This window comes from Aeromicrobium erythreum (assembly GCF_001509405.1).
Taxonomy (GTDB): Bacteria; Actinomycetota; Actinomycetes; order Propionibacteriales; family Nocardioidaceae; genus Aeromicrobium; species Aeromicrobium erythreum.
In genome coordinates, this window is record NZ_CP011502.1 from 287222 (window position 1) to 313497 (window position 26276).

The 26276-nt window shown below is 72.3% G+C and carries 26 protein-coding genes, 1 tRNA gene and 1 other RNA gene; 14 read left to right on the forward strand and 14 right to left on the reverse strand.

The window, feature by feature from the left end; genetic code table 11:
• Positions 1-33: 33 nt before the first annotated feature.
• The 4 genes from Aeryth_RS01380 to Aeryth_RS01395 all read right to left on the reverse strand — a co-directional run bounded on the left by Aeryth_RS01380 (position 34) and on the right by Aeryth_RS01395 (position 5808).
• Positions 34-2097 (reverse strand): hypothetical protein, encoded by a 2064-nt coding sequence (locus tag Aeryth_RS01380; RefSeq protein WP_067853665.1) that lies wholly within the window; start codon positions 2095-2097, stop codon positions 34-36.
• A gap of 69 nt (positions 2098-2166) precedes the next feature.
• A complete protein-coding gene (locus Aeryth_RS17530) occupies positions 2167-4215 on the reverse strand; it encodes an ATP-binding protein (protein WP_067853668.1) in 2049 nt (682 codons plus the stop codon).
• Positions 4212-4796 carry a hypothetical protein gene (locus tag Aeryth_RS01390; RefSeq protein WP_144433628.1) on the reverse strand — a complete coding sequence of 195 codons (585 nt, stop codon included), beginning with the start codon at positions 4794-4796 and terminating at the stop codon, positions 4212-4214. Before Aeryth_RS01390 ends, Aeryth_RS17530 begins: the two co-directional genes overlap by 4 nt.
• A gap of 927 nt (positions 4797-5723) precedes the next feature.
• A tRNA-Ser gene (locus Aeryth_RS01395) sits at positions 5724-5808 on the reverse strand.
• Between the two features lie 62 nt (positions 5809-5870).
• Here Aeryth_RS01395 and ffs point away from each other — a divergent pair.
• Positions 5871-5967: signal recognition particle sRNA small type (gene ffs / locus Aeryth_RS01400), an RNA gene on the forward strand.
• A 652-nt stretch (positions 5968-6619) separates the two neighbouring features.
• Here ffs and Aeryth_RS01405 read toward each other — a convergent pair.
• The 3 genes from Aeryth_RS01405 to Aeryth_RS01415 form a co-directional block, all read right to left on the reverse strand.
• Positions 6620-7735: an acyl-CoA dehydrogenase family protein gene (locus Aeryth_RS01405; protein WP_067853675.1), complete on the reverse strand. Its 1116-nt coding sequence runs from the start codon at positions 7733-7735 to the stop codon at positions 6620-6622.
• Between the two features lie 7 nt (positions 7736-7742).
• On the reverse strand, positions 7743-8900 hold the full coding sequence (locus Aeryth_RS01410; RefSeq protein ID WP_067853677.1) for an acyl-CoA dehydrogenase family protein: 1158 nt from the start codon (positions 8898-8900) through the stop codon (positions 7743-7745).
• A 102-nt stretch (positions 8901-9002) separates the two neighbouring features.
• Entirely contained in the window at positions 9003-10325 is a 1323-nt protein-coding gene (locus tag Aeryth_RS01415) for a threonine/serine exporter family protein (protein ID WP_236749792.1), read from the reverse strand.
• A 95-nt stretch (positions 10326-10420) separates the two neighbouring features.
• Between Aeryth_RS01415 and Aeryth_RS01420 the strand changes: the two genes are divergently transcribed.
• Entirely contained in the window at positions 10421-11116 is a 696-nt protein-coding gene (locus tag Aeryth_RS01420) for a GAF and ANTAR domain-containing protein (protein ID WP_067853680.1), read from the forward strand.
• A gap of 20 nt (positions 11117-11136) precedes the next feature.
• Here Aeryth_RS01420 and Aeryth_RS01425 read toward each other — a convergent pair whose 3' ends face one another.
• Positions 11137-11835 carry a GAF and ANTAR domain-containing protein gene (locus Aeryth_RS01425; protein WP_335338726.1) on the reverse strand — a complete coding sequence of 233 codons (699 nt, stop codon included), beginning with the start codon at positions 11833-11835 and terminating at the stop codon, positions 11137-11139.
• An 80-nt stretch (positions 11836-11915) separates the two neighbouring features.
• On the reverse strand, positions 11916-12467 hold the full coding sequence (locus Aeryth_RS01430; RefSeq protein WP_067861172.1) for a hemerythrin domain-containing protein: 552 nt from the start codon (positions 12465-12467) through the stop codon (positions 11916-11918).
• A gap of 75 nt (positions 12468-12542) precedes the next feature.
• On the opposite strand from Aeryth_RS01430, the gene Aeryth_RS01435 reads away from it, so the two are divergent.
• The 4 genes from Aeryth_RS01435 to Aeryth_RS01450 are packed head-to-tail and all read left to right on the forward strand — an operon-like array spanning position 12543 to position 15878.
• Positions 12543-13127 (forward strand): hypothetical protein, encoded by a 585-nt coding sequence (locus Aeryth_RS01435; RefSeq protein ID WP_067853687.1) that lies wholly within the window; start codon positions 12543-12545, stop codon positions 13125-13127.
• A complete protein-coding gene (locus Aeryth_RS01440) occupies positions 13124-13981 on the forward strand; it encodes a glucose 1-dehydrogenase (protein WP_067853690.1) in 858 nt (285 codons plus the stop codon). The genes Aeryth_RS01435 and Aeryth_RS01440 overlap by 4 nt, the downstream gene beginning before the upstream one ends.
• 24 nt (positions 13982-14005) lie before the next feature.
• Positions 14006-14284 carry a DUF7218 family protein gene (locus Aeryth_RS01445; RefSeq protein WP_067853691.1) on the forward strand — a complete coding sequence of 93 codons (279 nt, stop codon included), beginning with the start codon at positions 14006-14008 and terminating at the stop codon, positions 14282-14284.
• A gap of 58 nt (positions 14285-14342) precedes the next feature.
• Positions 14343-15878 carry a fused MFS/spermidine synthase gene (locus Aeryth_RS01450; protein ID WP_067853694.1) on the forward strand — a complete coding sequence of 512 codons (1536 nt, stop codon included), beginning with the start codon at positions 14343-14345 and terminating at the stop codon, positions 15876-15878.
• Here the strand turns inward: Aeryth_RS01450 and Aeryth_RS17785 are convergent.
• Positions 15856-16005: a hypothetical protein gene (locus Aeryth_RS17785; RefSeq protein ID WP_158509160.1), complete on the reverse strand. Its 150-nt coding sequence runs from the start codon at positions 16003-16005 to the stop codon at positions 15856-15858. The two genes, Aeryth_RS01450 and Aeryth_RS17785, sit on opposite strands and share 23 nt — an antisense overlap.
• Positions 16006-16152: 147 nt before the next feature.
• Entirely contained in the window at positions 16153-16791 is a 639-nt protein-coding gene (locus Aeryth_RS01455) for a sigma-70 family RNA polymerase sigma factor (protein ID WP_067853697.1), read from the reverse strand.
• A 124-nt stretch (positions 16792-16915) separates the two neighbouring features.
• Between Aeryth_RS01455 and Aeryth_RS01460 the strand changes: the two genes are divergently transcribed.
• From Aeryth_RS01460 to Aeryth_RS01470, 4 genes are all read left to right on the forward strand, one after another.
• Complete coding sequence (locus Aeryth_RS01460; protein WP_083516174.1) at positions 16916-17617, forward strand: methyltransferase; 702 nt, start codon at positions 16916-16918, stop codon at positions 17615-17617.
• Positions 17618-17692: 75 nt separating this feature from the next.
• Positions 17693-18448: a sigma-70 family RNA polymerase sigma factor gene (locus tag Aeryth_RS01465; protein ID WP_067853700.1), complete on the forward strand. Its 756-nt coding sequence runs from the start codon at positions 17693-17695 to the stop codon at positions 18446-18448.
• 37 nt (positions 18449-18485) lie between these two features.
• Positions 18486-18653, forward strand: a complete 168-nt coding sequence (locus tag Aeryth_RS17790; RefSeq protein ID WP_158509161.1) for a hypothetical protein — start codon at positions 18486-18488, stop codon at positions 18651-18653.
• A 293-nt stretch (positions 18654-18946) separates the two neighbouring features.
• Complete coding sequence (locus Aeryth_RS01470; protein WP_067853702.1) at positions 18947-19129, forward strand: hypothetical protein; 183 nt, start codon at positions 18947-18949, stop codon at positions 19127-19129.
• Between the two features lie 63 nt (positions 19130-19192).
• On the opposite strand, the gene Aeryth_RS01475 is transcribed toward Aeryth_RS01470, so the two are convergent.
• Positions 19193-19684 carry a hypothetical protein gene (locus Aeryth_RS01475; protein WP_067853705.1) on the reverse strand — a complete coding sequence of 164 codons (492 nt, stop codon included), beginning with the start codon at positions 19682-19684 and terminating at the stop codon, positions 19193-19195.
• 130 nt (positions 19685-19814) lie between these two features.
• Between Aeryth_RS01475 and Aeryth_RS01480 the strand changes: the two genes are divergently transcribed.
• On the forward strand, positions 19815-20993 hold the full coding sequence (locus Aeryth_RS01480; protein WP_067853709.1) for a zinc-dependent alcohol dehydrogenase: 1179 nt from the start codon (positions 19815-19817) through the stop codon (positions 20991-20993).
• Between the two features lie 72 nt (positions 20994-21065).
• Here the strand turns inward: Aeryth_RS01480 and Aeryth_RS01485 are convergent, their stop codons facing one another.
• Positions 21066-21278, reverse strand: a complete 213-nt coding sequence (locus Aeryth_RS01485) for a CDGSH iron-sulfur domain-containing protein (protein WP_067853713.1) — start codon at positions 21276-21278, stop codon at positions 21066-21068.
• Positions 21275-22207: an iron-containing redox enzyme family protein gene (locus Aeryth_RS01490; protein WP_067853715.1), complete on the reverse strand. Its 933-nt coding sequence runs from the start codon at positions 22205-22207 to the stop codon at positions 21275-21277. Before Aeryth_RS01490 ends, Aeryth_RS01485 begins: the two co-directional genes overlap by 4 nt.
• Positions 22208-22471: 264 nt before the next feature.
• Here Aeryth_RS01490 and Aeryth_RS01495 point away from each other — a divergent pair, with 264 nt between their 5' ends.
• From Aeryth_RS01495 to Aeryth_RS01505, 3 genes are read left to right on the forward strand one after another with little or no spacing between them, the layout of a single operon-like run.
• Positions 22472-23458 (forward strand): alpha/beta hydrolase, encoded by a 987-nt coding sequence (locus Aeryth_RS01495; protein ID WP_067853718.1) that lies wholly within the window; start codon positions 22472-22474, stop codon positions 23456-23458.
• Between the two features lie 45 nt (positions 23459-23503).
• Complete coding sequence (locus tag Aeryth_RS01500) at positions 23504-24091, forward strand: LON peptidase substrate-binding domain-containing protein (RefSeq protein ID WP_236749855.1); 588 nt, start codon at positions 23504-23506, stop codon at positions 24089-24091.
• 46 nt (positions 24092-24137) lie between these two features.
• Positions 24138-26213, forward strand: coding sequence for a DNA polymerase III subunit gamma and tau (locus Aeryth_RS01505; protein ID WP_067853724.1), 2076 nt, complete (start codon positions 24138-24140; stop codon positions 26211-26213).
• Positions 26214-26276 lie beyond the last annotated feature (63 nt).

A 26276-nucleotide genomic window follows, 5' to 3' on the forward strand; every position in this document is an offset into this window, starting at 1 on the left:
TGGTGGTAGTACCCGTTCGGTGCCACCGTTGTGTCAGCTCGCCGGCATGTCAGACGGACGGGTCTGGTTGCCGGGCACCTGTACCAGGACGATGTGCCGTGGCGTGTCCTCACCCTCGACTTCGAACGTCGTGTGCTCGAACAGGGTGCTGAGGTGCGGTGTCGGACCGGTCGGGTCAAACGCTGCCGTGCGTAGCGCGACGACGAACCCGATGCGGACGTCGGTCGCCTGATAGGTCGCAGCTTGCTTGATGTACGCCGTACGGTCCGACATGCGGGCCCTCGTTCCGTCAAGCTTGAGCTCTAGGACGAGGGCAAACCCGTTGAACGGGATGCGGATGTCAACTCGGCCGTGGCCGAGGTTCTGCACCTCGAGCTCGGCGGTTGACCCGATCTGGTCGCTCCCAACGAGGAAGTCGTACAGATCCTCCTGGAGGTCGCTCTCCTTCGCCTCGGGGTCGAACAGGTACGGCTTGCGTCCGGGCTGGGCATTCGACCGGTCGCCTACGAACCTGATGAGGAGGAGCAGCATGGTGTCAACGGCCGCCGCCACGGGTCCGGTGAAGTCCGGGCTCTCGCCCAGGTCGTTCACGATCCTGGTCTGGACGGCCGTCTCGACCATTGAGGTGCGGCGGGTGGCCGGGATTCGGTCGACCGACTCGGCGAGCAGCTCGAGGGCCTCGGGACTCAGCACGGCAACCTCGGCAGCGTGGGCGGAGTTCGCGAAGATGCGGTCAAGCGGTGGAGGCAGCTGGACCGGGCCACCACCGCCGGAAACTTTTCCCGGCGGCTCAGTGTGCTCGACGACGGCCCGGGCCGCGGTCAACACGGTCTCAGCGACGTCGCGCAGCGCCTGCAGTTCAGCGTCCTCGCCGTCAGCGACGCGTCGGTCGAGGTCAGCGACGTGGTCAGCCAAGTGCGCCACGAACGCTGCCTTCGACGCGAACCCGGTCTCGACGACCGGTTGCACCAGCTCGAGTACCGCGTTGCGGTCACTGAGGCGACGGACGACCTGGACGGACCTCGACAGCGTGTACAGGTCCAGCAGGTCACCCACGACGGTCGCCGGATCGTAGAACGAGTCGCGGTCGAACGAGTCGCCGGCTGCCCTCAGGTCTGCGAGCAGAAGCGCCCAAGCCTGCAGGGAAGCTACCTTCGCGTCGGACGCCCAATGACCCAAGCCAGCCGACGTCATCGCGAACTCTGCGGCGGCCCGGACCGCAGCATCGACTGCCGTGTCAGATAGCGCAGGCGACGACAGGGCAGCGACCGACGGCCCATCACCAGCGAGCAGCGCCTGAACCGCGGTTAGAACTGGCACCAGGGCTGCGGCATCATCGCGTTCGTACGCTTCGGCAGCTACCTCGGCGAACGTCTGCGCCGCCGCAAGCTGGTCCCTCATGTCCTCAGGGGTGTCGGCGCGCAACGCTCCAACCCACGCGATGGTGGTGAGCGCCCACGCAGCGTCCGACTGCATCGGACCGGTGTCACCCGCGTGAGCTCCGTCGATGCCGCCGACCAAGCGCACGTTCTCGTCCAGGTGCTGCGCATGAGGCCACGAGTCGACCGCGGCGCTGGCGCAGCGAATCACAGCAGCGCCGAGTCGTGCGTCGACCGGGGCGTCGAACTTGCTCAACTGGGCCAGGAGCGCGTGCTCGCGCGCGTAGTCACCCAACGCGAGACGGGTTGCGGCTTCGAGCGCCTCGGCAGCGCGAAGGGCTGGGCCCGGGTCGTGAGGGTGGTCGCGGCGGGTGGACTCCACGATGTCGAGCGCGAGGTCGTGGATGCGTGAACCCTCGACGGCCACCACCTCGGGGGTCTCGACCAGGACCGCAAGACACTCAGAGAACCCAGTCGCGCTGGACTCGCTGAAGACGGCGTCGACGGCTGCAATGATCGCCTCGGCAGGCGCGGCGTACGCGTATCGGCAGACCAACCGCACCACGGGGACGAGAACCGGGTCGGCAACCAACTCGCTCACATGCGCAGCTACACGGTCCCAGCCTCCGAGGGTCTCGATGACGTCGTCAGGCGGTTCGACTCCAGCAACGGCCGCTAGGAGAGCGCGAACTTCATCAGCGAACGCGCTCTCAGTCACGAGGTCTCCTGCGTGGTCGGGGGTGTGGTCACTGCGCCGGTCGGGTGAGACGCGGCAACGAACTGAACGTCACCACAGGTACTCATCTCCCTCAACGACCCGGCGGTGGTCCTCAGACAGAAGCTCCAGGAGCGGGCCCGTGGCGCGGGTGGCAACCAGGATCTGCATCTGGTCGTTCCCGGCCACATCCAAGAGTGCTCCGACCATCGTCGCGAGGTCCTCGTCGGGCATCTCCTCGGCCGCGGGCGAGTCCAAGACGAGGAACCCGGGATGGCGCCCCAGCCCCGCCGCGTGCCCATGGCGGATGAGCGCAATGGCGGTCGCGATCTTAACCCGGAGCTTCTCACCGTTCGTGAGCCTGCCGTAGGTCGTGGCTTCACCGTTCGTCTCGAGGTTCATCGTCGCGCCACCGGTTAAGGCGAACTCGGTCAGGTGTGGGGCTCCGAAACTTGCGACGAGCTGGCCGATGTCGGCCGAGATGTTCGCCAGGTGTGTCTCTTGAGCGTCGGAGATCCGCTTCGCTAGGACGTCGACGACTGCCCCGAGCACAACCTGGTCGAACGACACCTCAACGTCGTCCACGGACGCGTCGCGCTGACTGGTGAGCGCTTTGACCACCCCGGTCGCAGTGGCCAGCTCCAGTTGAACACGGGTCCGGTCAGCGGACCCAGCGATGCGTGCCTGGTCAGCGTCGTGGCGCGCCCGCGCCGCGTCAGCGTCAGAGGTCAGCTGGGTGATGCGACTACGCAACTCACCCATCCGAACCTCGGACTCGGCGAGGGCCCGGTCGAGAGCATCATCGCCATCAACGTCGTGTTCATCATCTTCATCGCCATCGGGATGCTCATGCCCGTTGGGCAGGTCTCCGAGGGCTCCGCCGGTGGTCGGTGCGGCCGACTCGGGCGGCTTGGAGCAGAGCGAGCACGGCCCATGGCCACGTTCAGCGGCGACCTGATCCGGCTCTACAGGCGCGGTGCACCGTGGACACGCGGTCGGGGTCATCTGGTGGAAGAACCTCACAGCGTGCGCGTCCTCGAGGGCCGCGTGGTCTCGGGCCTTCGAAGCACGGATCTGCAGGCGCAGAGTGCTGGCGGTAGCGCCCTCGTTCATCAGGTCGACTTCGAGCGCGTGCGCCTGGCGGGCCAGGTCAGTCGCCTGGGTCGCGAGTGCCATGGTCGCGGCGACGTCTGGGACGTTGTCGCTGAAGGTCGCCAGTTTGGCCTCGAGCGCAGTCACTTCCGCTTCGGCGGCCGTGAGCGCCTCGACCGCAACCTCTGAGGCGCTCGTCGCCTTGTCAGCGTCGTCCTTCGACTTCTTCTCAAGCCGACGAAAGGCCGTAGTCGCGGCAGCGTTGGCCATGACCCAGTCCGTACCGATGAACGCCTGCATCATCCGGATGCCAAGCGTGGTGACGTTGCCGACGATGGGGTCGAGCTGGTTGTGACGGACGGCCATCGCACTCGAGAACGCCGGCCACGTGTGCTTGACCTCGCGGTCGTCTGTCCACACGGGAATCTCGGCCAGGCGGAGCCGCCCCATCATGACTGAGCCCATCACTCCCTCGAACTCGTCCGGTCCGGTGAACTTGGCCAGCCCCCGCACCAAACCGTCGTCGCCCGGGCTTACGAGCTCGACGTGGCCGTTGACGGGCTCGCCGGCCTCGGAGTCGAAGCGGACGCGAACAGTGTCCGTGCCGACGGTCCAGTCGACCTCGACATTCTGGATCCAGGCGAGAACGTCGGGTCCCATGTCAGGACGTCGTCCTGTCAACGCCCAGGTGAGCACGTTCAAGACTGTGGTCTTGCCGCGCAGGTTGCTGCCGCTACCTATGCCCAAGACGCCAGCTGGTGGGGTCCACGAGAACGTGAAGGGCTTGTGAACCTGCCCGGTGGCCGGGTCGGGCTCCTCGGCGGCGACCTCCGGGTGGACGGCCGGGTCGAGGACCTTGGTGCCGGTGAACGTCAGGCGCGCGACGCGCAGAGGCACCGGTGTCGACGCTGACGCGGTCGTCGGGACGTGGTGGCGCGTCAGCACGTCGTCAACGTCATCGGCGGTGGTCTCGATCGCGGGACGCTTCGCCGCCAGCTTCTTGACGATGTCGTCGGCCAACGCGCTCATGGTGCCTCCTGTTCCGTTGCCTGCTCGGTGTGCTGGTCGAGGCGTGCGCGCACCCGACTCGTGATGGGCGCAATTGTGGACCCGAGCTCGGTCTCGGCGTAGGTACGCTGGGCGTACTGACGCTCCTTGAGCACCTTGCCGTTGTCTCCGTCGACGACCGCCTCGACCAACTCGGCGTGACTGACGTACCAGCCGAGCAGGGGGTCGGACCCCATCTCGGCGACACCGGCCGCGCCCTTGGCGGTGAGGAAGAACTGACTGCGCTGGGGCTTGTTGCCCGGCGTGCCGACCCGGCCGACCTTCGCGAGTCCGTACAGCTCGAGGAACGCGAACGCGTCGTCGAGCGGCTCGTAGGCGCCGTAGAGCCACCGCGGCATCGGGTACCACCGCAGGTCCGGCTCGGGAGTGTCCAGCAGGTTCCGTGCGTGCTCGATGTACTCGGCACCAAGGCGGCCGTCGTCGACCATGGTGAGGATCTCGTCGGCGAGGTAGTCGGGGTTGCGGAGCCAGAAGTCCATCGCCTGGATGGCCTTCTCGCTTCGAACGACCGTGATCATGCCGTCGGGGTCGGACTCAGTCACGGGCGAGCCGCAGCGGTCGAGCAACGCCATCAGGCGGATGGCGTGCTGAGTCTTGGTAGCGGTGGGGCGCGCCAGGTCCGCCTCGTTCTCCACCACTTCTCACTTCCCGTCTTGGTCTCGACAAGAGGAACGTACCGTCACAGCAGCGCACCTGGGGCCGAACTAGCTGCTCCGCAGCCCCCTCGTGGCCCCACGACCTCCTGGGCCAGCGCACCCTCATCGACAGACACCACCGATCATGAAATGTCAAAACTGAGCACGGCCAAGGCCGCGCGGGTTCAAGCGTCCGATCAACGCTCCGTCGAAAATCACCGCGCGGCTGCACTGCATCCGAGGACCTCTTGACCCGTCTCTGGTGCCGCCTCGCGGGTAACTGATCTGCAGGACTTCGTCTGAATCCCCTCACCCCAGCCGAAGGGTCGCTGGGCCGGATTCGTTCACCCCTGTGGTTGAAATCAGAGCCACAGGGGGACCTCCTGGCGGAGGATAGGGGACTCCGTCCCTCGCTGGCGCTCGCTCCTCCTCGAATCCGCAACCCTTGATGCCGATCGAAGCCCCTCGGCGCCGCCGAGTATGACGAAGCCCCCAGGCTCTGGTGAGCCGAGGGGCTTCGATCGACGCGGAGGATAGGGGACTCCGTCGCTCGTCCCGCCCCCGCAAGCGGGAGGTGCCCCCAGCTCCTCCTCGAATCGCCAGCCTGATGCAGAGACCGTGGGCCCCTCGGCCGCTCTGAGAACGACTGGGCCCCTCGGCACTGACATGCCGAGGGGCCCACGATCTCTGCGGAGGATAGGGGACTCCGTCGGTCGCTGGCGCTCCCTCCTCCCCGAATCCGCTAGCCCAGACCAGAGGTCAAGAACCCCTCGGCATGGCACGCGAACGGAAGAACCCCCCGACATCGTGATGCCGAGGGGTTCTTGACCTCTGCGGAGGATAGGGGATTCGAACCCCTGAGAGCTTTCACTCAACCCGCTTTCCAAGCGAGCGCACTAGGCCACTATGCGAATCCTCCGCGGACGAGCGTACCGGTCGCATCCCGCGTGGAACGCACTGGGGCAGCCCCCGTATGCTGGGCGCAGCCCCTCGCGTGGCGCTATCTCACCCAACTCCCCCAGGGCCGGAAGGCAGCAAGGGTCAGTGGGCTCTAGCGGGTACGCGAGGGGTCCTTCACGTCCGCCACCCGCATCCGCAGACCAAGGCGGACGAACACCACGCCGAACGACACGGCCCCCACCGCCACCAGCGGCAACCACCACGCCCGGTACCCCGCCGCGTACGCCGCGACCACGGCCAGGACGCCCGCCACTCCAGCCAGCCCGCCCTGGATCGCCACGTACCAGGCGATCCACGGGCGCTTCCACCGCGTGGATGCCTGCTCCTCCTGTGTCACGTCGCGACCGGCGTTCATGGACACCCAGACGAGCCAGCCCGCCATGCCCAGCAGGAACGCTCCGGTGATCGCCTCCCCCGGACGACCTCGCTCCAGCGCGCCCACGAGGATCGCTGCGCCGAGCCCGACGAACACCAGCGTCATCACGCTGGCGAGGGCCAGGCGTGCGGGTCGCGACTGCTTCATCGGACGCTTGCGCAACGGGACCCAGGTGCCACGCCGACGCTTCTCCCACCGCTCGCCCAGTCCGACCAGCAGCAGGACGGCGATCACGCCCAGGTACAGGAGAGGACGGTCCTCCAGGAAGCCGATCACAGGTCGCTCCGCTCTCCCCCTCCTCAGAGGAGGCTAGGAGCCCGCGGGCGGCGCCGCACGCCGAGACGACGACGCCCCCGACCGCGCAGCGGCCGGGGGCGTCGGGAGCGGGTGCAGGTCAGCCGATCGGGTCGACGACGCCGTGGTCGGTCACCGTCGACGCGAGGCGCGCCAGGTGCTCCGAGCCGTCCCCGAGCGTGTGGTCGATCGCGGTCAGGCGGCTGGTGTAGTGGCCCACCGAGTACTCGGCCGTCATGCCGATGCCGCCGTGCAGCTGGATCGCCTCCTGGCCGATGTGCCGGCCGGCGCGCGAGACCTGCATCTTCGCGCGCGACGCCGCCTCGACGGCCCGCTCGGGCTCGTCCTGCAGCACCAGCGTGGCCCACGTGACTGTGCTGCGCGCCAGCTCCGCCGACACGTACAGGTCGGCCGCGCGGAACGTCAGCGCCTGGAACGTGTTCAGCGGGACGCCGAACTGCTTGCGCGTCTTCAGGTACTCCGTGGTGGTGCGCAGCGCGACGTCCATCGCGCCGACCGCCTCATGGCCCAGGGCGATCTGGCCCCGCGCCTTCGCCAGCGCCACCGCGTCCGACGCGTCGGCCGTCGGGTCACCGAGCGGCGTGGCGGCGGCGCCGTCGAACGCCACCCGGGCGGCACGGCCGCCGTCGTGGGTGCGGTAGCCGGTGCGCTCCACGCCGTCCGCGGACGGGTCGACGAGGAACACGCCGACACCGGCATCGGTGCGGGCCGTGACGACCAGCAGGTCCGCGCGGGCTCCGTGCAGCACCGGCTCCTTGACGCCCGACAGCGTCCAGGTGTCGCCCGACGCCGTCGCGACGACCGCGTCGCCGATGTCGTGGTGGGCGAGCGAGAGCACCAGGGCGCCCTCGGCGACCCTGCCGATCACGTCGGCCCGCTGCTCGGCGGAACCCAGGTCCGCGACGAGGCCGCCGGCCAGGATCGTCTCGAGGTACGGCTCGGGCGCGAGCACGCGCCCGATCTCCTCGGCGACGATCGAGACCTCCACCGGTCCGGCACCGAAGCCGCCGTCCTCCTCGGCGAACGGCAGGCCCAGGGCGCCCAGTTCGGCGAGCTGGGTCCAGGTCTTCTCCGAGAAGCCGGGGTCGGTCTTGGTGATCTCGCGACGGGTCTCCGTCGAGTCGTAGCTCTTGCTCAGCAGGCCGCGGACGGCGTCGCGCAGTGCGGTCTGCTCGGAGTCGAGGGTGAAGTCCATGGCTGCCTCACAGTCCCAGGATGGTCTTGGCGATGATCTGACGCTGCACCTCGTTGGAGCCGCCGTAGATCGACGCCTTCCGGAAGTTGAGGTACTGCGGGGTGCTGACGCGCGCCCAGTCCGGCACGCCGGAGCCGTCGCCGGCGCCCGACGCGAGCGACAGCGGACCGGCGAGGTCGACGTACAGCTCGGTGACGGCCTGCTGCAGCTCGGTGCCGCGCAGCTTGAGCACCGACGAGGCCGGGTGCGGCTTGCCGTCGGCCGAGTGCGCGACGACGCGCAGCGCCGTCAGCTCGAGCGCGAGCAGCTCGTTCTCGAGCCCGGCGACGCGCGTGGCGAGGACGGGGTCGCCGGCGATGCGGTCGCCGGCGAGCTCCTTCGCGGCGGCGAGCCAGCGCTTCGTCGACCCGACGGGGGCCACGCCGACGCGCTCGTTGCCGAGCAGGAACTTGGCGTAGTCCCAGCCGCGGTTCTCCTCGCCGACGAGGTTCTCGGCCGGGACGCGGACGTCCTCGAAGAAGACCTCGTTGACCTCGTGGCCGCCGTCGATCAGCTCGATGGGGCGGACGGTGAGGCCGGGCGACGTCATGTCGATCAGCAGGAAGGAGATGCCCTGCTGCTTCTTGGGCGCGTCGGGATCGGTGCGCACCAGGGTGAAGATCCAGTCGCCGTACTGGCCGAGCGTGGTCCACGTCTTCTGGCCGTTGACGACGTACTCGTCGCCCTCGCGACGGGCGACCGTGCGCAGCGACGCGAGGTCGGAGCCGGCGTCGGGCTCGGAGAAGCCCTGCGACCACCAGATGTCGAGGTTCGCGGTGGCGGGGAGGAAGCGCTCCTTGACCTCCTGCGAGCCGAACGCGGCGATGACCGGGCCGACCATGGACGCGTTGAACGCGAGCGGCGCGGGCACGCTGGCGAGCTGCATCTCCTCGTGCCAGATGTGGCGCTGCAGCGGCGTCCAGTCCTTGCCGCCCCACTCGACGGGCCAGTTCGGCACGGCGAGCCCGGCAGCGTTCAGGATCTGCTGCGTCTCGACGATCTGGTCCTTCGTCAGCTCACGGCGGGCCGCGACGGTGTCGCGGATGGACTGCGGGACCTGGGTGGTGAAGAACGTGCGCATCTCCTCGCGGAACGCGGCGTCCTCCTCGGACAGGCGAAGCTTCATGGCAACTCTCCGGTCAGTAAGCGCTTGCTTAGCCAGCACGATACGCCCTGCCCCGTCAGCCTGCCAGGGGCCCACGACGTCGGCCCGGTGAACGGGTCGGGGTCAGCCGCGACGACCGCGTCCGGCGCGGGCGCGGAGGGGCCCGACCAGGCGCGGACCGGCCAGGCGACGCTCCAGCCGGCGGGCCTCGTGGCCGAGCGGCTGCGCGACGTACTGCCCGAGCAGCACGCCGGACGCGAGGGCGATGGCGATGCCCGCTGCCGTGATCATCGGCAGCAGCCCGCTGATGTCCTCGCCCGCGAGGAGCGAGAGCGCCCGGTAGATCGACAGGCCGGGCAGCAGCGGCACGATGCACGAGACCACGACCACGAGCGGCGGCACGCGGAAGTTGCGCGCCATGTAGTAGCCGAGGAAGCCGATCGTGAACGCTGCGACGCCCGCGGCGCCCGGCCGGCCGACGTCGGACTGGGTCACCAGCAGGAAGGCCCCGGACGTCAGCGCCGCCAGCAGGGCGATCGGCGTCACGATGCGCTTCGGGGAGTAGGCCGAGACCGCGAAGGCTCCGGCGGTGACGCCCGCCCCCAGCATCACGCCCGGCAGCTGCCCCAGGCCGGAGGCGCCCGGGTCGATGCTCAGGTCGAGCCCGAGCCACCCGCCCACGTGCAGGCCCGCGGAGACACCGACGATGATCCCGACCGTCGCGATCATCACCTCCATCAGGCGCGCGTTGGCCGTGATCGTGAACCCGGTCAGGGCGTCCTGGATCGCGCCGATGAAGCCCAGGCCGGCGAGCAGCATGACGATGGCGGCGGTGACGACGACCGAGGGGTCCACGGGAGCCGGCGACGCCGCGACCGCCACGGCGATGAGCGTGCCGACGAGCGCGCCGGCGACCTGGGAGTAGAAGAACGGCAGCCGCAGCCGCTCGATCCGACGCTGCACGACCTCGATGACCGACCCTGCCACCGCCGCCACGGCCAGCACGATCCAGCTGCCGCCGAGGAGCAGGGCGATGCCGGCGCCGGTGACGCCCCAGCTGGCGGTGATCGCCCACCGTGGCCGGGGGTGGCCGGTCGAGGCGATCCGCAGGACCCGCGAGGCGGCCTCGTCCCGGTCGATCTCGCCCGCGAGCAGCGCCCGGACCAGCAGGTCGACCGCCGTGAGGTCCGCGTAGTCGACCTCGCGGTGCGTCACGTGCCGACGCATGACGATGGGCGTGTCGTCGACGCTCTCCTGGTGGCTGAGCATCAGCGACGTGAACGTGACGTCGACCAGCGTGTGCCGCAGCCCGAGGTGGTGGGTGACCGATGCCATGGTCGCGGTCACGTCGGCCGCGCCAGCCCCGTTCGACAGCAGCAGCTCGCCGATCCGCAGGGCGAGGTCGAGCGTGCGCTGCACGTCCTTGGTGTCGCTCACGGGCACCATGGTGACGGGTGCGGCGCGGCGACGTCGTGGCGGCCACGGCGAACGCTGCCGGACCGCCCGGGTGTCGGTATTCTCGGACGCCAGGAGGTCACACCATGTCGGACATCGTCGACGACGGACTCGACGCGCGGCTCGCGGCGATCGCCCAGCAGCTCGCGGCCGAGGACACGCCGGAGAGCACCGCCGAGCGGCTCACCACCCTCTCGCTGGAGCTGGTGCGCGGTGCCAGCGAAGCGGGCGTCTCGCTCGTGCGGGGCCGGGGCCGCGTGGAGACCGTGGCGCCCACGAGCGACCTCGTCGCCTGGGCCGACGACCTGCAGCACGAGCTGTCCGAAGGTCCCTGCGTCGACGCCCTGCACGCCGACGAGGTCGACGTGCCCGACCTGGCCGCCGACGCGCGCTGGCCGTCGTGGCGCCCGAACGTCGTCGGCAAGGGCGTGCGCTCGATGTTCTGCGTGCAGCTGGCGCTCGCCGACCGCGAGCTCGGCGCGCTCAACCTGTACGCCACCGAGCCCGAGGCGTTCGACGAGGCCGACCGGATCGCCGCCCGGCACCTGGCGAGCCACGCCGCCATCGCCATCGCGTCGGCACGCGAGCGCAGCACCCTGCGGGAGGCGCTTGCCACCCGCACCGTGATCGGGCAGGCCGAGGGGATCCTCATGGAGCGCTTCGGTGTCGACGCCGACCAGGCCTTCGGCGTGCTCGTGCGCTACTCCCAGCACCGCAACGAGAAGCTGGCGGTCGTCGCGCAAGAGGTCGTGCGCACGCGCACCCTCCCCGACGACGCCTGACCTGCGGCCGACCCACGCGGTCACGTCAGCGCTGCCGGCCCGTCGCCCAGGTCCGGTGGATGCTCCGGCAGCTCGCCGCTCTCGACGAGGTGCCGGGCGACGTCGCGCAGCTTCAGGTTCAGGTGCTGCGAGTGCCGCACCAGCACCCCGAACGCCCGCTCGACCGACAGGTCATAGCGCTCGACCAGCATCCCGATCCCGATGCCGATGAGACGTCGCGCGGCCACGGCACGATGCAGGCCGTCGCGGTCGAGCGCGACCGCGACCGCCGACGACGCCAGGGCGGCGACCTCGCCGAACGCCGCCACCTCCGTCTCGGAGAACGCGTCGGTGCGCTCGGCGTGCACCGCCAGCGTGCCCGGCGGCCGGTGCGTCGTGCGCACCGGCGCGAGCAGCACCGACCGGACGCCGAGCCCGACCATGGTCGTCGACCACGTGGGCCAGCGGCCGTCGAGCGACGTGTCACGCACGACGACGAGCCCGTCGGCCAGGTCGTCGGGACCGGGCCCCGGTGGCAGGCCGAGCGCGACCGACGCCAGCGTCGTCGAGGCGACGAGCAGGTCGTCGGTGTCGTGCGGCGTCGCCATGGCAAGGCCGCCGTGCGGTGTCCCGGCGGCGGCCGTCGCGAGCGTCACGACATGACGTGCCAGCTCGGGAGTCGTGGGGGGTCCGTCACGGAGGGGGTCCGGCGGAACGGGGGAGTGGGTCAGAGCGACCACCTCCAGGCGTGCGAGGTCGTCGGCTGCTGCTCAACCGAGGGACAGCGAACCACATGGGTGCGGCGCGTCCCTCGACCGGGTCACTCCTCGTCGATCAGACCCTCCTCGCGGGCCTCCTCCACCAGGCGGCGCACGTTCTCGGTGCGGCCGCAGTCGGCGTCGATCTGCTGGTTGCGCTCCGTCGCGAACGCCTCGCCCAGGCGCGCGAGGACCTCCGAGCCGAGCTCCTCGCGGGCCGGGTTGAGGATCGTCAGCTCCTCCTCGGTGAGGTGGTGGCTGATCAGGCGGGTCAGCTCCTCGACGGCGTCGTCGAACTTCTGGGTGTCGGTCGAGGCGCACTCGAGGACCGCCAGCAGCGCCTCGTTGCCCTCGGCGTGCTCGTGCTCGCCGTGGTCGGCCTCGTGGGCGTCCACCGCGCGCCGCTTCTTCAGCTGCGGGTACACGTGCCGCTCCTCCGCCTCGGCGTGCGCGACGTGCAGGGCGGCGAAGGCCCGACGGACGGCATCGCGGTCCGACGCGGTGCTGCGCAGCTGGCGCAGCAGGTCCTCGAAGCGACGGTGGTCGTCGAGGATCAGGTCGACGACGTCGCCCGAGACGGGCCGACCCAGGTCGATGGTGGTGTCGATGCTCATGCCGCGAGCGTAGGCACGGGGGAGACCCTGCGCACGTCGGCGCATGGTCGACGTCTGTGCGGGTACGGCGTGCACATGACCCGCCTGCTCGAGACCGCACGCGACCGTCCCGGCGTCGTCGTGCTCAGTGTCGACGACGGCCGGGACCGTGCCCATCTGTTCGCGCTGGAGGACGCGCCCGACCGCGACGCGGTGCTCTGCCTGGTGTCCGCCGACGTCGACCCGCCCGCCGAGGTCCAGGCCGCGTGGCACCGCCTGGCCCGACGCCGGTTCGTGCTGGTCCTGCGCCACGACGGCGTGTGGTGCCGGGCCCGCCGCCACGACGTCCCCGACGGCCTGGGGGCGGTCTCGACGGTGGCCCGCTGGGTCGCCCGCCGCGCCGAGCCCGGTCTGCGGCTCATGCTGCTCGAGCCCATCCCTGACGACCCTAGCGCCGGCCAGCACGCCCCCGACGTCCTCGGCTGGTCCGAGATGCATGGCTTCCGGATCCGGGGGAACGTCGAGGTGACCACCGTGACCGAAGGAGTTCGCATGACCCTCGCGCCTGACGCACCCCTGCCCGACCCCGACGTCGAGCCGGTCGAGCCGACCGACCCCGACGACGTGCCCGAGGTCCCCCTCGAGCCGACCCCGGCCCCCGACGAGACAGGCATCCGATGAGCGACGGCTTCCCCGCCCAGCAGCAGGACCCGCCCGGCAGCACCGCAGCGATGGACCCCCGGCCCGACCACGGCGAGGAGTCCTACGTCGGTCACGGGCGGCTCGAGGGCAAGGTCGCCCTGGTGACCGGCGGCGACTCCGGCATCGGCCGCGCCGTGGCGATCGCCTACGCCCGCGAGGGCGCCGACGTCGCCTTCACCTACCAGCCCGAGGAGGCCGACGACGCCGCCGAGACCACGCGGTGGGTCGAGGACGCCGGACGTCGCGCGCTCGCCGTCGAGGTCGACCTGCGCGACCGCGCGGCGTGCGACGACGTCGTGGCCCGCACGGTCGACGAGCTCGGCGGCCTCGACGTCCTGGTGAACAACGCCGGCTACCAGATGGCGCGGGAGGAGGGCATCGAGGCGATCACCGACGAGAACCTCGACCGGGTCCTGAAGACCAACCTGTACGCCACGTTCTGGCTCACGCGGGCGGCCGTGCCGCACCTGCGCGAGCGCCGCGGGAGCGTCGTGAACAACACGTCGATCCAGGCGTACGAGCCGTCGACGTCGCTGCTCGACTACGCGTCGACGAAGGCCGCGCTCAACAACCTCACGGTCAACCTCGCCGCCGAGCTGGGTGGCGACGGCATCCGCGTGAACGCCGTCGCACCCGGCCCCATCTGGACCCCGCTGCAGCCCGCCACCCAGCCGCCGGAGAAGCTCGAGCAGTTCGGCTCCGACACCCCGCTGGGTCGCGCCGGCCAGCCCGCCGAGGTCGCGCCGGCCTTCGTGTTCCTGGCCTCCGAGCGCGACGCGAGCTACGTCTCTGGCACCGTGCTCGGGGTGACCGGCGGCAAGCCGGTCTTCTGAGCCGCCACCATCGAGGAGGACACCATGCCCGCAGGCAAGGACGCACGCGACGAGCCGTCGCTGAAGAACCCCGAGATGTACGAGGCGCTGCGCGACGACGGTGCCTCGAAGGAGAAGGCGGCGCGGATCTCCAACGCCGCCGCGCGCGACGGCAAGAAGACCGTCGGGAAGCGCGGTGGGGAGTCCGGCTCCTACGAGGACTGGACGGTCGAGGAGCTGAAGGAGCGGGCCAAGGAGCTCGGGCTCGAGGGCTACTCCGACCTGCGCAAGGACGAGCTCGTCGAGAAGCTGCGGAACCACTGACGGCCGTCCTCCCCGCACCTACCGCCCGGAAAGGGGTGGGGGCTGGGAGGATGGCGTCATGAGCGACGCCGCCTCGGACCCGTCCGCGCCCGAGCCGGCGCCGCCGGGCATCGGCGACCTGACGGCCGCGGCGTTGGTCTTCGGCTCCTCCGCGGCGGTGCTGGTGGTCGAGATCGTCGCGCTGAGGCTCCTCGCGCCCTACCTGGGTCTCACGCTGGAGACCTCGACGACCGTCATCGGCCTGGCGCTGGCGGCCATCGCCGCAGGTTCCTGGGCCGGCGGGCGCGCCGCGGACCGCATCGACCCCCGTCGTGCCGTAGCCCCGCTGCTCGCCGTGTCGGGCGTCGTGGTGGCCCTGACGCCGTTCGCGGTGCGTGCCGCCGCCGAGCCCGAGTCGTCCGCGCTGCTGTTCCTGGTCGCGGCCGCCACGATCGTCGTGCCCGGTGCGCTGCTGTCGGCGGTCACGCCGATGGTCACGAAGCTGCTCCTGCACGACCTCGACGAGACCGGCACCGTCGTCGGCCGTCTCTCCGGCATCGGCACCGTCGGCGCGATCGTCGGCACCGTGCTCACCGGGTTCGTGCTGATCTCCCACGTGCGGGTGAGCGCCATCCTCGTCGGCCTCGGCGTGCTCCTGGGCGTCGCCGCCGCCGCGTTCGAGCTGCGCCGCCGCGGGCCGGCGGTCGGGCTGCTCGCCGTGGGTGGCGCCCTGCTGGCCGGCGGCACCGCCGGCCTCGTGCCGAGCGGCTGCGAGGTCGAGACCACCTACCACTGCGCGACCGTCGAGGCCGCGGGCAGCTCCACCGGGGGCCGTCTCCTCGTGCTCGACGGCCTGCGGCACTCCTTCGTCGACCTCGACGACCCCACGTACCTCGAGTTCTCCTACACGCGCGCCTACGCCTCGGCCATCGACGCGATGTTCCCGGGCGACGGTGCCCTGCGGGCCCACCACCTCGGCGCGGGCGGGGTCACCATGCCGCGCTGGCTCGCCGCCACCCGGCCCGGCAGCACGAGCGTCGTCTCCGAGATCGACGGCGGCGTGGTGCAGCTCGACCGCGACGACCTCGGCCTCCGGACCGGTCCGGCCCTGCAGGTGCGGGTCGAGGACGGTCGACTCGGCATGCGCGACGTCGACGCGGGCAGCCTCGACCTCGTCGTCGGCGACGCGTTCGGCGGGGTCAGCGTGCCGTGGCACCTGACGACGCTCGAGATGCTCGACGAGGTGCACCGGGCCCTGGACGGCGACGGCGTGTACGTGCTCAACCTCATCGACCACGGCCGGCTGCGGCTCGCCCGGGCCGAGGCGCGGACGCTGCAGGAGAGGTGGCCGCACGTGGCCGTGCTCGGTGCGCCGGCGCCCACCTCGACGAGCAGCCCCACCTCGGCCAACGAGGTCGAGGGCGGCAACCTCGTGATGGTCGCGTCGGAGCGTCCGCTCGACGTCGACGCGCTGCGCGCCCAGCTCGACCGGCATCAGGTGGGCTGGACGGTGCTCTCCGGCTCGACGCTCGACCGCTGGGCGGGTGAGGCGCCGGTGCTGACCGACGACTACGCGCCGGTCGACCAGCTGCTCACGACGCGCGCGGGCGCCTGATCCGACGTCCGCGCCGTCGGGCGCGGGACCACGTGCCGATGATCGCGGCGCGCAGCGCCCCGGGGCGGAACGCGTCGCCACGTCGGACGGGGTCCTGCGGTCGGTGGGATCGACGGTGGTCGCTCATCGGGGCCTCCTGAGGTCTCCTTCGACGCGTACCCGGTGGTGCCTGCGGCATGCGGACGCCCCCGGGCTGTCGGCTCAACCCGGGGACGTCCTGCAGCCAGGCTGTACCCCGCGGGCCGGTCCTGCAGGCCGAGTGGGCTTCTCGACGTCAGGCCGCGGCGTCGCCCACCTCGCGACGCAGTCGCGCCAGGAGGTTCGAGAGCCGTCGCGACACCTGCATCTGGCTGATGCCGAGCCGGGCGGCGATCTCGCGCTGGGGCAGCTCGTCGACGAACCGCCACGCGAGCAGGCGTCGGTCGTCCTCGCTCAGCCCGCCCCGGAGGGAGCGGACGGTCAGCCAGGCCTCGACCCGGGCGTAGCCGACGTCGTCGAGGGCGCCCGCCCCCAGCTCGTCGTCGATCCGGTCGCTGGTGAAGCAGCTGCCGGCTGCCATGGCCTCGCGGACGTCGTCCAGGGGCACGCCGAGGCGTGCGGCGAGCGTCTCCGGCGCGACCGGCCCGTTGCTCGTCTCCCGCGCGATCTGGGCCTGCAGGTCCTGCAGCCGGCGTGGTGGGCGCACGCTCCACGCGAAGTCGCGGAAGTAGCGCTTGATCTCGCCGCGGATGGTGCTCGCGGCGAACGGTGCGAAGGCGCCGACGCCGGCGTCGAAACGTTCGGCGGCCTTCACGAGGGCGAGACGAGCGACCTGGAGCAGGTCGTCGTCCTCCACGCCGCGGCCGCGGTAGCCGCGGGCCAGTCGTGCGGCGAGGTCGAGGTGCTCGGTGACGAGCGGGGTGCAGTCAGCCATGTCGGTCCCCCCAGAGGACGGGTGGCGAGATGGCTGCTGCTGAACCGGTCCCACTGTCACCCCGTGCCGCGCGCGCCGCAAGTCGGCGTGGTTCGCCCGGTGGTGCGTGGGGTACGCGGAGGACGTGGACACCACAGCCCCGACCCCCGACCACCCCGCCCCCGCGGCAGCCGGACCGAGCACCAGGACCGTCTCGTTCGGACCGCTGCAGATCCAGGTCGACGGAACCGTCCTCGAGCCCCGGCCGTGGACGTACGCCCAGTCGACGTGGGCCGCCGAGCTCCTCGAGAGCCTGCCGCCCGGCGACGTGCTCGAGCTGTGCGCCGGAGCGGGCCAGATCGGCCTGGGTGCCGTGCACGGCACCGGACGGCGGCTGGTCATGGTCGACGCCGAGCCCCGGGCCTGCGCGCTCGCCCGGCTCAACGCCGCGCAGGTCGAGGAGGACGTCGAGGTCCGCGAGGGCCGCTTCGACGCCGTGCTCGACCCGGCCGAGCGGTTCGCGCTCGTCGTGGCGGACCCGCCGTGGGTCCCCAGCCAACGGGTCGCGGAGTTCCCCGACGACCCCGTGTGGGCCATCGACGGCGGCATCGACGGCCTCGAGGTCGCGCGACGCTGCGTGCGGACGGCGTCGCGGCACCTGGCGGCCGACGGCCGCGTGCTGCTGCAGCTGGGCAGCGTCGAGCAGGTCGAGGTGCTCGACCACACGTGCGAGACGTCCGGCCTGGAGGTCCTGGCCGTCCGCGAGGCCGGCGAGGGCGACTCGCGAGGCGTCCTCGCGCTGCTGGGGCCGGAGGCCTGGACGGGTCCGCGGCCGCACGAGGGTTGACGTACGGCCGTTCCCGTGGTGCCGTGGAGAGGAGGTTGAGACAGCAGCCGCACTCGCTCGACGAGAGGCAGCACGATGGAACCGTCCGACCCTGACGCACGGACCTGCGAGACGCTCGACGAGGCGGCCCACGCCTCGCCGCTGGAGCGGCTGAGGCTCCAGAACGGCGTCGTCACCGAGTACGCACCCATGGCACGACGACTCGCCCGGCGCTACCGCGACCGTGGCGTGGAGACCGACGACCTCGAGCAGGTGGCCCGGCTCGGGCTCGTGAAGGCGGTGCGCCGCTTCGACCCGACCCGCCGTTCCTTCGCGGCGTACGCCGTGCCCACCGTCCTGGGCGAGCTGCGGCGCCACTTCCGCGACAAGGCCTGGGCCGTCCGCCCCACCCGCTCCACGCAGGAGCTGCAGAGCGCCGTCACCGCGGCACGCGACGCCCTGCGCACGGAGGAGCAGCACACGCCGACGGACGACGAGGTGGCCGAGCGGCTGCACGTCAGCCGCGCCGACGTGCGCGAGGCCGACGCCGCGCACGACGCGTTCGCCCCGCAGTCGCTCGACCGCCCGTCGGCCGTCGACGGCCTGCCGGGACACGAGCACCTGGGCGCCGAGGACCCTCACCTCGACGCTGTCGACCGGCTGCAGAGCGTCGTGCCGGCCGTGCGGTCGCTGTCGGAGGAGGACCGGCGGCTGCTGGAGCTGCGGTTCGTCGACGACCTGACGCAGCGCGAGATCGGCGAACGGCTCGGCATCTCCCAGATGCAGGTGTCGCGGCGGCTCTCGCGTGCGCTGGCCGAGGTCCGCGACCGCATGGGCGACCTCGACGGGTGAGGTGCATGTCGCGCCCCGGTCGGGGAACGCTGCGGGCATGAGCGCATCGCAGCACGACCCCGCCCGGAACGACCCCGACGACCGCACCGGCGCGCCGGGCGACGACGGGAGCGACGACAGGGACGAGCGACGTCCCGACGAGAAGCCCTTCGGCGACGACGCGCAGGAACGCCAGGGCGACGACGCCGCCAGCGGCGGGTCCTGACGCGTCACCGTGCCAGGGTCGGGTACGTGGGGGGCATGAGCACCTTCGGCAGCACGCCCCACTCCGGTCCCGGCACCCACGGGAACGCGCCCGTCGACCCCGCTACGTCCCCTGAGACCGAGCCCGACACCGACGAGCCCCCCCACCGAGCCGTCGCTCGACGCCTCCGAGCTCGAGGACGACGAGGACTGAGGCGGCAAGGGCCCGCGGCGAGGGCCCACGACGCGCCCTGACGGGCGTGCCGTGGGCCCCGTCGAGGTGTGGACCTGCCCGTTCGCCGGTAGAACCGGGTCATGAGCACCTTCGGCGGCACCCCGCAGTCCGGTCCCGGCGCCAGTGAGACGCGCCAGGTCGACCCCCGCACCTACCCCGGCACCGAGCCGGAGGCGGACGCCACCCAGGCGGAGCCGTCGCTCGACGCGTCCGAGCTGGACGGCGACGAGCAGGACGGCGACGGGACGTCGTCGCAGTCCTGACGCCCCCGCCACGCGCCCGCGCCGCGGGTCACGACCCGGGGCGCGCCTCCAGCAGGCTCAGGCTCAGTGCACCAGCGCCCGCGCGGCGGCCCGGTGGTGCGCCTCGGCGAGCCTGCGGTCCTGCTCGGCGGCCTGCTCGGCCAGCATCTCCAGCTCCTCGCGGTCGAGTGCTGCGTGCACGTCGACCACCGCGAGCAGCGCCTGCCAGCCTGCGCGCTTGCCGTTGACGGCCACCCGCATCGCCTCCAGCTCGACGAGGTCCGTCAGCGGGGTGCGCTCCGTCCACGAGCCGTTCGGCTTGAGCCGCGCCGCGCGCTCGCCGGCGCGTGCCGCCAGGGTCATCAGGTAGGCCTCGCCGACGCCGAGGTCGTCGGCCATCCGGCGCAGCCGCCGCCGCTCGTCGAGCAGCTCCTCCTGGATGTCGCGGACGAGGGTGGCCGCGTCCGGGTCGAGCAGCCCGGCCGCGCTGCGGCCGAACAGGTCGATGCCGGCGGCCGACCCCGCCAGGTGCGTGTGGACGTGGTGGGCGATCGGTGATCCTCCAGGTACGAGCATGCCTCCGTGGTACCCCGTCGTCCCGGCTCGACGCAGGGTCGGGCCGTGCCCTGCGTCGCGTCGGCGAGGGGCGTCGGACGTCCGCGGTCGGGTACGTCCCGCGTGACCCACCCCGACCCGAGGAGGACCCATGAGAGCAGTGACGTGGCAAGGACGCCGTGACGTCCAGGTGACGGACGTGCCCGACCCCCGCATCGAGGACCCGACCGACGTGGTGCTGAAGGTCAGCAGCACGGGACTGTGCGGCTCCGACCTGCACCTCTATGAGGTGATGGGCCCGTTCATGCACGCGGGCGACGTGCTCGGCCACGAGACGATGGGCGAGGTCGTCGAGGTCGGGCCGGGGGTCTCCCGGCTCTCGGTCGGCGACCGCGTCGTCGTGCCGTTCCAGATCTCCTGCGGCGACTGCTTCATGTGTCGTCGCGGCCTGCAGACCCAGTGCGAGACGACGCAGGTCCGCTCCTCCGGCATGGGCGCGGCCCTGTTCGGCTACAGCGAGCTCTACGGCCGCGTGCCGGGGGGTCAGGCGGAGTACCTGCGCGTCCCGCACGCCGACTACGGCGCGATCACCGTCGGGCCCGACCTGCCCGACGAGCGCTACGTCTACCTCTCCGACGTCCTACCGACGGCCTGGCAGGGGGTGCAGTACGCCGACGTCCACGAGGGCGACACGCTCGTCGTCGTGGGGCTCGGCCCGATCGGCGACATGGCCGCGCGGCTGGCGCTGCACCACGGCGTGCGCGTGATCGGCGTCGACCTCGTCCCCGAGCGTCTCGAGCGGGCCCGCGCCCGCGGCGTCGAGGTGCTGCATGTGGAGCACGACGACGTCGCCGCGGCCGTGCTCGAGGCGACGTCGGGACGTGGTGCGGACGGCGTCGTCGACGCGGTGGGCATGGAGGCGCACGGCTCGCCCGGTCCCTCGGCGCTGCAGAAGGCGGCGGGGCTGCTGCCCGACGGGCTCGCGAAGCAGGTCATGACGTCGGCGAGCGTCGACCGGCTCGCGGCGCTGCACCTCGCGACCCAGCTCGTGCGGCGCGGCGGCACGGTGTCGCTCTCGGGCGTCTACACCGGCACGCACGACCCGATGCCGATGCAGCAGCTCTTCGACCGGCAGGTGACCCTGCGCATGGGACAGGCGAACGTGAAGCGCTGGGTCGACGACCTGCTGCCCCTCGCTGAGCGCTCGGACGACCCGCTCGGCCTGGAGGACTTCGCGACGCACCGTCCGTCGCTCGAGGACGCCCCCGAGGCCTACAGCGCCTTCCAGAAGAAGCAGGACGGCACCGTCAAGGTCGTCTTCAAGCCCTGACCCCGTCCCGACTTCTGGACACTTCCGGGGGGTTGCGGGGCGCCGGAGCGCCCCGCAACCGTCCAGAAGGTGTCAGACCAGGCGCTTGTGGGTGCCGTCGCACCACGGCAGGCGGGTCGACGCCTCGCAGCGGCAGAGGGCCACGACAGGTCGGCGCGCCACGCTCGCGACGCCCTCGGGGTCGACCACGACGTCCACGCCACGCACCAGCGCCGGGCCCTGGGCCGCTGCCCGTCGGAGCGCCTCGCGCCGAGCCTCCTTGCGCGACGGCTCGTCCGCACTCATGCCGGCACCGCCGCCGGCACGAGGCGCTCGGCGCAACGGTCCTCCAGGTCCACGCACACGAACGCCCCGAAGAGCACCTCGCGCTCGAGCGCGGGGTCGCCCTCGGTCGCAAGGTCGCAGATCCGGCGGGCCAGGTGCTCGTGCACCGCGTCGGCCTCGACGTGCTCGTCGTAGTAGCGCCACACCGGCTCGGAGAACCCGAGCCTCTGCAGACCGCGCACCATGTCGGCGCTGGGCAGCGCGCTGGTCGCCTCGAACGCCGCCAGGTGGCCGAGCGCGGCGGCCACGAGACGACGGTTCAGGCACAGCAGCGAGATGGCGTTGTTGAGCGTGAGCGTCTCCTCGTCGGCGTCGTCCACGTACGCGCCGTAGGTCGGGTCGAGCCCGGCCGCCTCGAGGGCCTGGGCGAACAGGTGCTGGTGGACCAGGTCCGGTTCGCCGTCGCCGAGCTCGTCGTACTGGAGCTCCGTCAGGGCGGCCTTCGCGGCGGGGCGCAACCGCGGCAGCAGGAAGCACTGCGGGTCCGCCTCCTTCAGGTGGTACACGCTGCGCTGCACCAGGATCCGCTCCACGTCCTCGACGGTGGCCCGCTCCCGCACGAACCGGGCGACGCCGGGTGCCTGCGTGTCGGCCGAGACGAGCTCCTCGACCGTGTCCGGGACGGTCGCCTCCGCGAACCGTCGCCGCAGCCATGCCTCGAGGTCGCGCGACAACCGGTTCCGCAGCCGCAGGACGTCGGGCGACCACTCCAGGTCGGGGTCGACGCCGTCGAACCCGCGGTAGGCCAGCTCGTGCAGCGTCCACAGCGCGAGGGCGTGGTCGCGCGACGTCGGGTCGGGCGTCGCGGGCAGCTCGGGCAGGGGCGTGCCGGAGTCCAGGTGGTCGTGCACGGCCCGGCTCACCGGGCCGCACGGCGTGGGGATCCTCATGCACCGCACGTACCCCGGGTACGGGCCCGCGACACGTCCGCGCGGCCGAGGCGGTTCGGACCACAGGGAACGGGTACGACTCCAGTGGGTGACGCGGTCCCGGTGCCCGCCTCACGCAGTGCGGGTGCCGGGCCGCGCCGCCCCGGACGCCACCCCCGACGCGCGGGCGGCGGCCAGACGGATCGGACGCCGTCGGCCCGCACGACGCGGCCGCGTGTCCTAGGCTCTCCTCGGCGAGATGCCGGGGGAGCACGAGGAGGCACGATGACCGACTGGCGGCCCGACGTCCTGGGCGACGGCTACGAGCAGCTCACGTACGCGCTGGGCGACGACCCGGACGGGCAGGGCGAGGTCTTCGCCACGCTCGTGCGACGCACCTGGACCGAGGCGGAGCCCGCGCGCCGAGCCGTCCTGTACGTGCACGGCTTCAGCGACTACTTCTTCCAGACCGCGATGGCCGACTTCTTCGCCGAGCGCGGCTTCGCCTTCTACGCGCTCGACCTGCGCAAGTGCGGCCGGTCGCGGCGCGAGGGCCAGACGGCCCACCACGTGACCGACCTCGCGCACTACGACGTCGAGCTCGACCGCGCCCTCGCCACGGTGCGCGCGGAGGTGCCGGACGGCCCCGTGCTGCTGTCGGCGCACTCCACCGGTGGCCTGGTGCTCCCGCTGTGGCTCGACCGCCTGAACCGGCGTCCGGGCGGCTCGAAGGGCGCGGGCATCAGCGGTCTCGTGCTGAACAGCCCGTGGTTCGACCTGCAGGGCAAGCCCTGGATGCGCGAGGTCGGCACGGTCGTGATCCGCGGGATCGGCCGGGTCAAGCCGTTCGACGTCATGAAGCTGCCGTTCACCGACGCGTACGGCAGCAGCCTGCACGTCGGCGCCCACGGGGAGTGGGACTACGACGTCGCGCTGAAGCCGCTCAACGGGTTCGAGGTCACCTTCGGCTGGCTCGGCGCCGTGCGGGCCGGCCAGGCGCGTCTGCACCGCGGGCTCGACGTCGGCGTCCCGTCGCTCGTGCTGCGCTCGGACAAGAGCCGCTTCGCGCGGTCGTGGTCGGAGGAGGTCGACCGCGCCGACGCCGTGCTCGACGTCAAGCAGATCGCCCGCTGGGCCGGCTGCCTCGGCGACGCGGTCACGTCGCTGCCGGTCCCGGACGCCCGGCACGACGTGTTCCTGTCGTTGAAGGAGCCGCGCGAGGCCGCCTACGAGGCGGTCGACACCTGGTTGCGCACGAGCTCGCTGATCTGACCGGCGCGCCCCGGCGCGGTGGGGTACACCTGGACCGTGACCGCCATGCCCATGTTCCCGCTCGGGACCGTCCTGCTCCCGGGAGGCCTGCTGCCCCTGCGGCTGTTCGAGCCGCGCTACCTGGCGCTGCTCGCCGACGTCCTCGCCGACGACGAGCCCGAGATCGGGTTCGTGCTGATCGAGCGCGGGGTCGAGACGGGCGGCGGGGACTCCCGGTTCTCGACCGCGACGGTGGGCCGCGTGGTGCAGGTCGAGCCGCGCCAGCAGGAGATGGGCCTGGTGGCCGTGGGCGGACGGCGGGTCGAGGTCGAGGGCTGGCTGCCCGAGGACCCGTACCCGCGGGCCAAGGTGCGTGAGCTGCCGCCGCTGGAGCTCGACGTCGACCTGGTCGCGGTCGCCGAGGTGCACGAGCGCGCCACGACCGCGGCGGTGCGGCTCGGCGCGATGCCGCCCGAGCCGCCGCCGCACGACCTCGAGGCGGCCTGCTGGCACCTTGCGGACGGCTGCCCGATGGGCCCCTACGACCGGCTCGGCCTGCTGCGGGCGACGTCGGCGAGCGCCCTGCTGGCAGCGGTCGACGACGCCTACGAGCAGGCCGTCGCGCTGCACGAGGCCTTCGGCTCCGGCGGCTGACCGCACGCCGTGACCCGTGTCGGGCGGCGCGGCTAGGCTCGGGGCCGTGGATGCCCCTCTCGCCCTCTACCGCCGGTACCGTCCCGAGACGTTCGCCGAGGTGATCGGGCAGGAGCACGTCACCGACCCGCTCCGCCACGCGCTGGCCGCCAACCGGGTCAACCACGCCTACCTGTTCTCCGGCCCGCGCGGCTGCGGCAAGACCACCAGCGCGCGCATCCTGGCCCGCGCGCTGAACTGCGAGCAGGCGCCGGTCTCCGACCCGTGCGGGGAGTGCCAGAGCTGCCGCGACCTCGCGCGCGGCGGCCCGGGCAGCGTCGACGTCATCGAGATCGACGCCGCGAGCCACGGTGGCGTCGACGACGCCCGCGACCTGCGCGAGCGCGCGTTCTTCGCGCCGATCAGCAGCCGGTACAAGGTCTACATCATCGACGAGGCGCACATGGTGAGCCCGCAGGGCTTCAACGCGCTGCTCAAGCTCGTCGAGGAGCCGCCGCCGCACCTGAAGTTCATCTTCGCCACCACCGAGCCCGACAAGGTGATCGGCACCATCCGGTCCCGTACGCACCACTACCCGTTCCGGCTGGTCCCGCCGAAGGCGCTCGGCGACTACCTGAACCAGCTGTGCGAGGCCGAGGGCGTGCGCCTCGAGCCGGCCGCGCTCCCGCTCGTGGTCCGCGCTGGTGCCGGCTCGGTGCGCGACACCCTCAGCGTCCTCGACCAGCTGCTGGGCGGGGCCGGGCCGGAGGGCGTCACCTACGACCTCGCCGTGCAGCTGCTGGGGTACACCCCCGACTCGCTGCTCGACGAGGCCGTCGGGGCGTTCGGTGCGTCCGACGGCGCCACGGTGTTCGGCGTCGTCGACAAGATCATCGAGTCAGGGCAGGACCCGCGGCGCTTCGCCGAGGACCTGCTGCAGCGGCTGCGCGACCTCGTCGTGCTGCGGGCCGTGCCCGACGCGCTCGTCACCGGTCTGCTCGACGTGCCGGGCGACCGGGCCGAGCGGCTGCAGGGGCAGGCCACGTCGTTCGGCCCGGCCGACCTGACGCGTATGGCCGACATCGTCAACGCGGCGCTCACCGAGTTCCGCGGTGCCACGGCGCCGCGTCTGCTGCTCGAGCTCATGTGCGCGCGCATCCTGGTGCCGGCCTCCGACGCGTCGGGCGTGGTCGCCCGGGTCGACCGGCTCGAGAAGCGGCTCTCCATGGGTGGCGTACCGGCCGACCAGGTGCCGGTCGACACCCGTCCCGCGCCGGCGCCCAGCGTCGCGGCAGCGGCCCCCGCGCCCCAGCCGTCCAGCCCGCGCGAGGCGGCGCTGCGCCAGGCCGGCGCAGCGGCGTCGGCACCTGTCGCGGAGCCCGACGACGTCCCCGAGCCGCCGGACCTGCCGCCGTGGGACGTCGAGGAGCAGGTCGGGCGGTCTGCGCCTCCCGAGGACGCCGCGCCGGCCCCGTCGGCGCCCGAGCCTCCGACGCAGCCCCAGCCCCAGCAGCCGCAGCCCCACCAGCCGCCGTCCCCACAGCCCCAGACGCAGCAGCCTCGGCACCGTCCTGAGCCCCCGGCCCAGCAGCCGGCCCCGGCGGCGCCTGCGGCGGGTGGCATGGGGGTGGCCGACGTGCGCCGGCTCTGGCCCGAGGTGCTCGAGGTCATCAAGGGGCTGCGCCGCTTCACCTGGATCATGCTGAGCCAGAACGCGCAGGTGCAGGCGCTCGACGGCCAGACGTTGACGATCGCGCTGGTCAACGCTGGTGCGCGCGACTCGTTCGTCGCGAGCGGGTCGGCCGAGTACGTGCAGCAGGCGCTGCAGCAGGTCATCGGCGTGCAGTGGCGGATCGAGGCGATCGTCGACCCGTCGGTCGACCCGCGCGCGGCCAGCACGCCGCAGCCCTCGGCGCCCGCGGCCCAGCAGGCCGCCCCGGCGCCGTCGGGGCAGGGTCGTGGCGTGGGCGCACCCGAGGCGGTCCGGCAGGCCATGCGCGAGCCGGGCTCGGTGGCACCGCCGGAGGATCCCGACCTCGCGGCGCACCCCGACGACCCGGTCGTCGACCAGGGCGCCGACCCCGAGCAGCTCCTCTCGCGGGAGCTGGGTGCGCGGGTGATCGATGAGATCGACCACGGCTGATCCCGGCGGGGGTGCCGGGCCCCGGGCGGCGGACGGCGCAGCCGGGGGTGCCGGGCCCCGGGC

Bases quoted from the DNA above. Each gene is read 5' to 3' on its own strand.
- Aeryth_RS17530 (WP_067853668.1), bottom strand. From the start codon at position 4,215: ATGAGCGCGTTGGCCGACGACATCGTCAAGAAGCTGGCGGCGAAGCGT.
- Aeryth_RS01405 (WP_067853675.1), bottom strand. From the start codon at position 7,735: ATGGACTTCACCCTCGACTCCGAGCAGACCGCACTGCGCGACGCCGTC.
- Aeryth_RS01410 (WP_067853677.1), bottom strand. From the start codon at position 8,900: ATGAAGCTTCGCCTGTCCGAGGAGGACGCCGCGTTCCGCGAGGAGATG.
- Aeryth_RS01415 (WP_236749792.1), bottom strand. From the start codon at position 10,325: ATGGTGCCCGTGAGCGACACCAAGGACGTGCAGCGCACGCTCGACCTC.
- Aeryth_RS01420 (WP_067853680.1), top strand. From the start codon at position 10,421: ATGTCGGACATCGTCGACGACGGACTCGACGCGCGGCTCGCGGCGATC.
- Aeryth_RS01430 (WP_067861172.1), bottom strand. From the start codon at position 12,467: ATGAGCATCGACACCACCATCGACCTGGGTCGGCCCGTCTCGGGCGAC.
- Aeryth_RS01435 (WP_067853687.1), top strand. From the start codon at position 12,543: ATGACCCGCCTGCTCGAGACCGCACGCGACCGTCCCGGCGTCGTCGTG.
- Aeryth_RS01440 (WP_067853690.1), top strand. From the start codon at position 13,124: ATGAGCGACGGCTTCCCCGCCCAGCAGCAGGACCCGCCCGGCAGCACC.
- Aeryth_RS01445 (WP_067853691.1), top strand. From the start codon at position 14,006: ATGCCCGCAGGCAAGGACGCACGCGACGAGCCGTCGCTGAAGAACCCC.
- Aeryth_RS01450 (WP_067853694.1), top strand. From the start codon at position 14,343: ATGAGCGACGCCGCCTCGGACCCGTCCGCGCCCGAGCCGGCGCCGCCG.
- Aeryth_RS17785 (WP_158509160.1), bottom strand. From the start codon at position 16,005: ATGAGCGACCACCGTCGATCCCACCGACCGCAGGACCCCGTCCGACGT.
- Aeryth_RS01455 (WP_067853697.1), bottom strand. From the start codon at position 16,791: ATGGCTGACTGCACCCCGCTCGTCACCGAGCACCTCGACCTCGCCGCA.
- Aeryth_RS01465 (WP_067853700.1), top strand. From the start codon at position 17,693: ATGGAACCGTCCGACCCTGACGCACGGACCTGCGAGACGCTCGACGAG.
- Aeryth_RS17790 (WP_158509161.1), top strand. From the start codon at position 18,486: ATGAGCGCATCGCAGCACGACCCCGCCCGGAACGACCCCGACGACCGC.
- Aeryth_RS01470 (WP_067853702.1), top strand. From the start codon at position 18,947: ATGAGCACCTTCGGCGGCACCCCGCAGTCCGGTCCCGGCGCCAGTGAG.
- Aeryth_RS01475 (WP_067853705.1), bottom strand. From the start codon at position 19,684: ATGCTCGTACCTGGAGGATCACCGATCGCCCACCACGTCCACACGCAC.
- Aeryth_RS01480 (WP_067853709.1), top strand. From the start codon at position 19,815: ATGAGAGCAGTGACGTGGCAAGGACGCCGTGACGTCCAGGTGACGGAC.
- Aeryth_RS01485 (WP_067853713.1), bottom strand. From the start codon at position 21,278: ATGAGTGCGGACGAGCCGTCGCGCAAGGAGGCTCGGCGCGAGGCGCTC.
- Aeryth_RS01490 (WP_067853715.1), bottom strand. From the start codon at position 22,207: ATGAGGATCCCCACGCCGTGCGGCCCGGTGAGCCGGGCCGTGCACGAC.
- Aeryth_RS01495 (WP_067853718.1), top strand. From the start codon at position 22,472: ATGACCGACTGGCGGCCCGACGTCCTGGGCGACGGCTACGAGCAGCTC.
- Aeryth_RS01500 (WP_236749855.1), top strand. From the start codon at position 23,504: ATGCCCATGTTCCCGCTCGGGACCGTCCTGCTCCCGGGAGGCCTGCTG.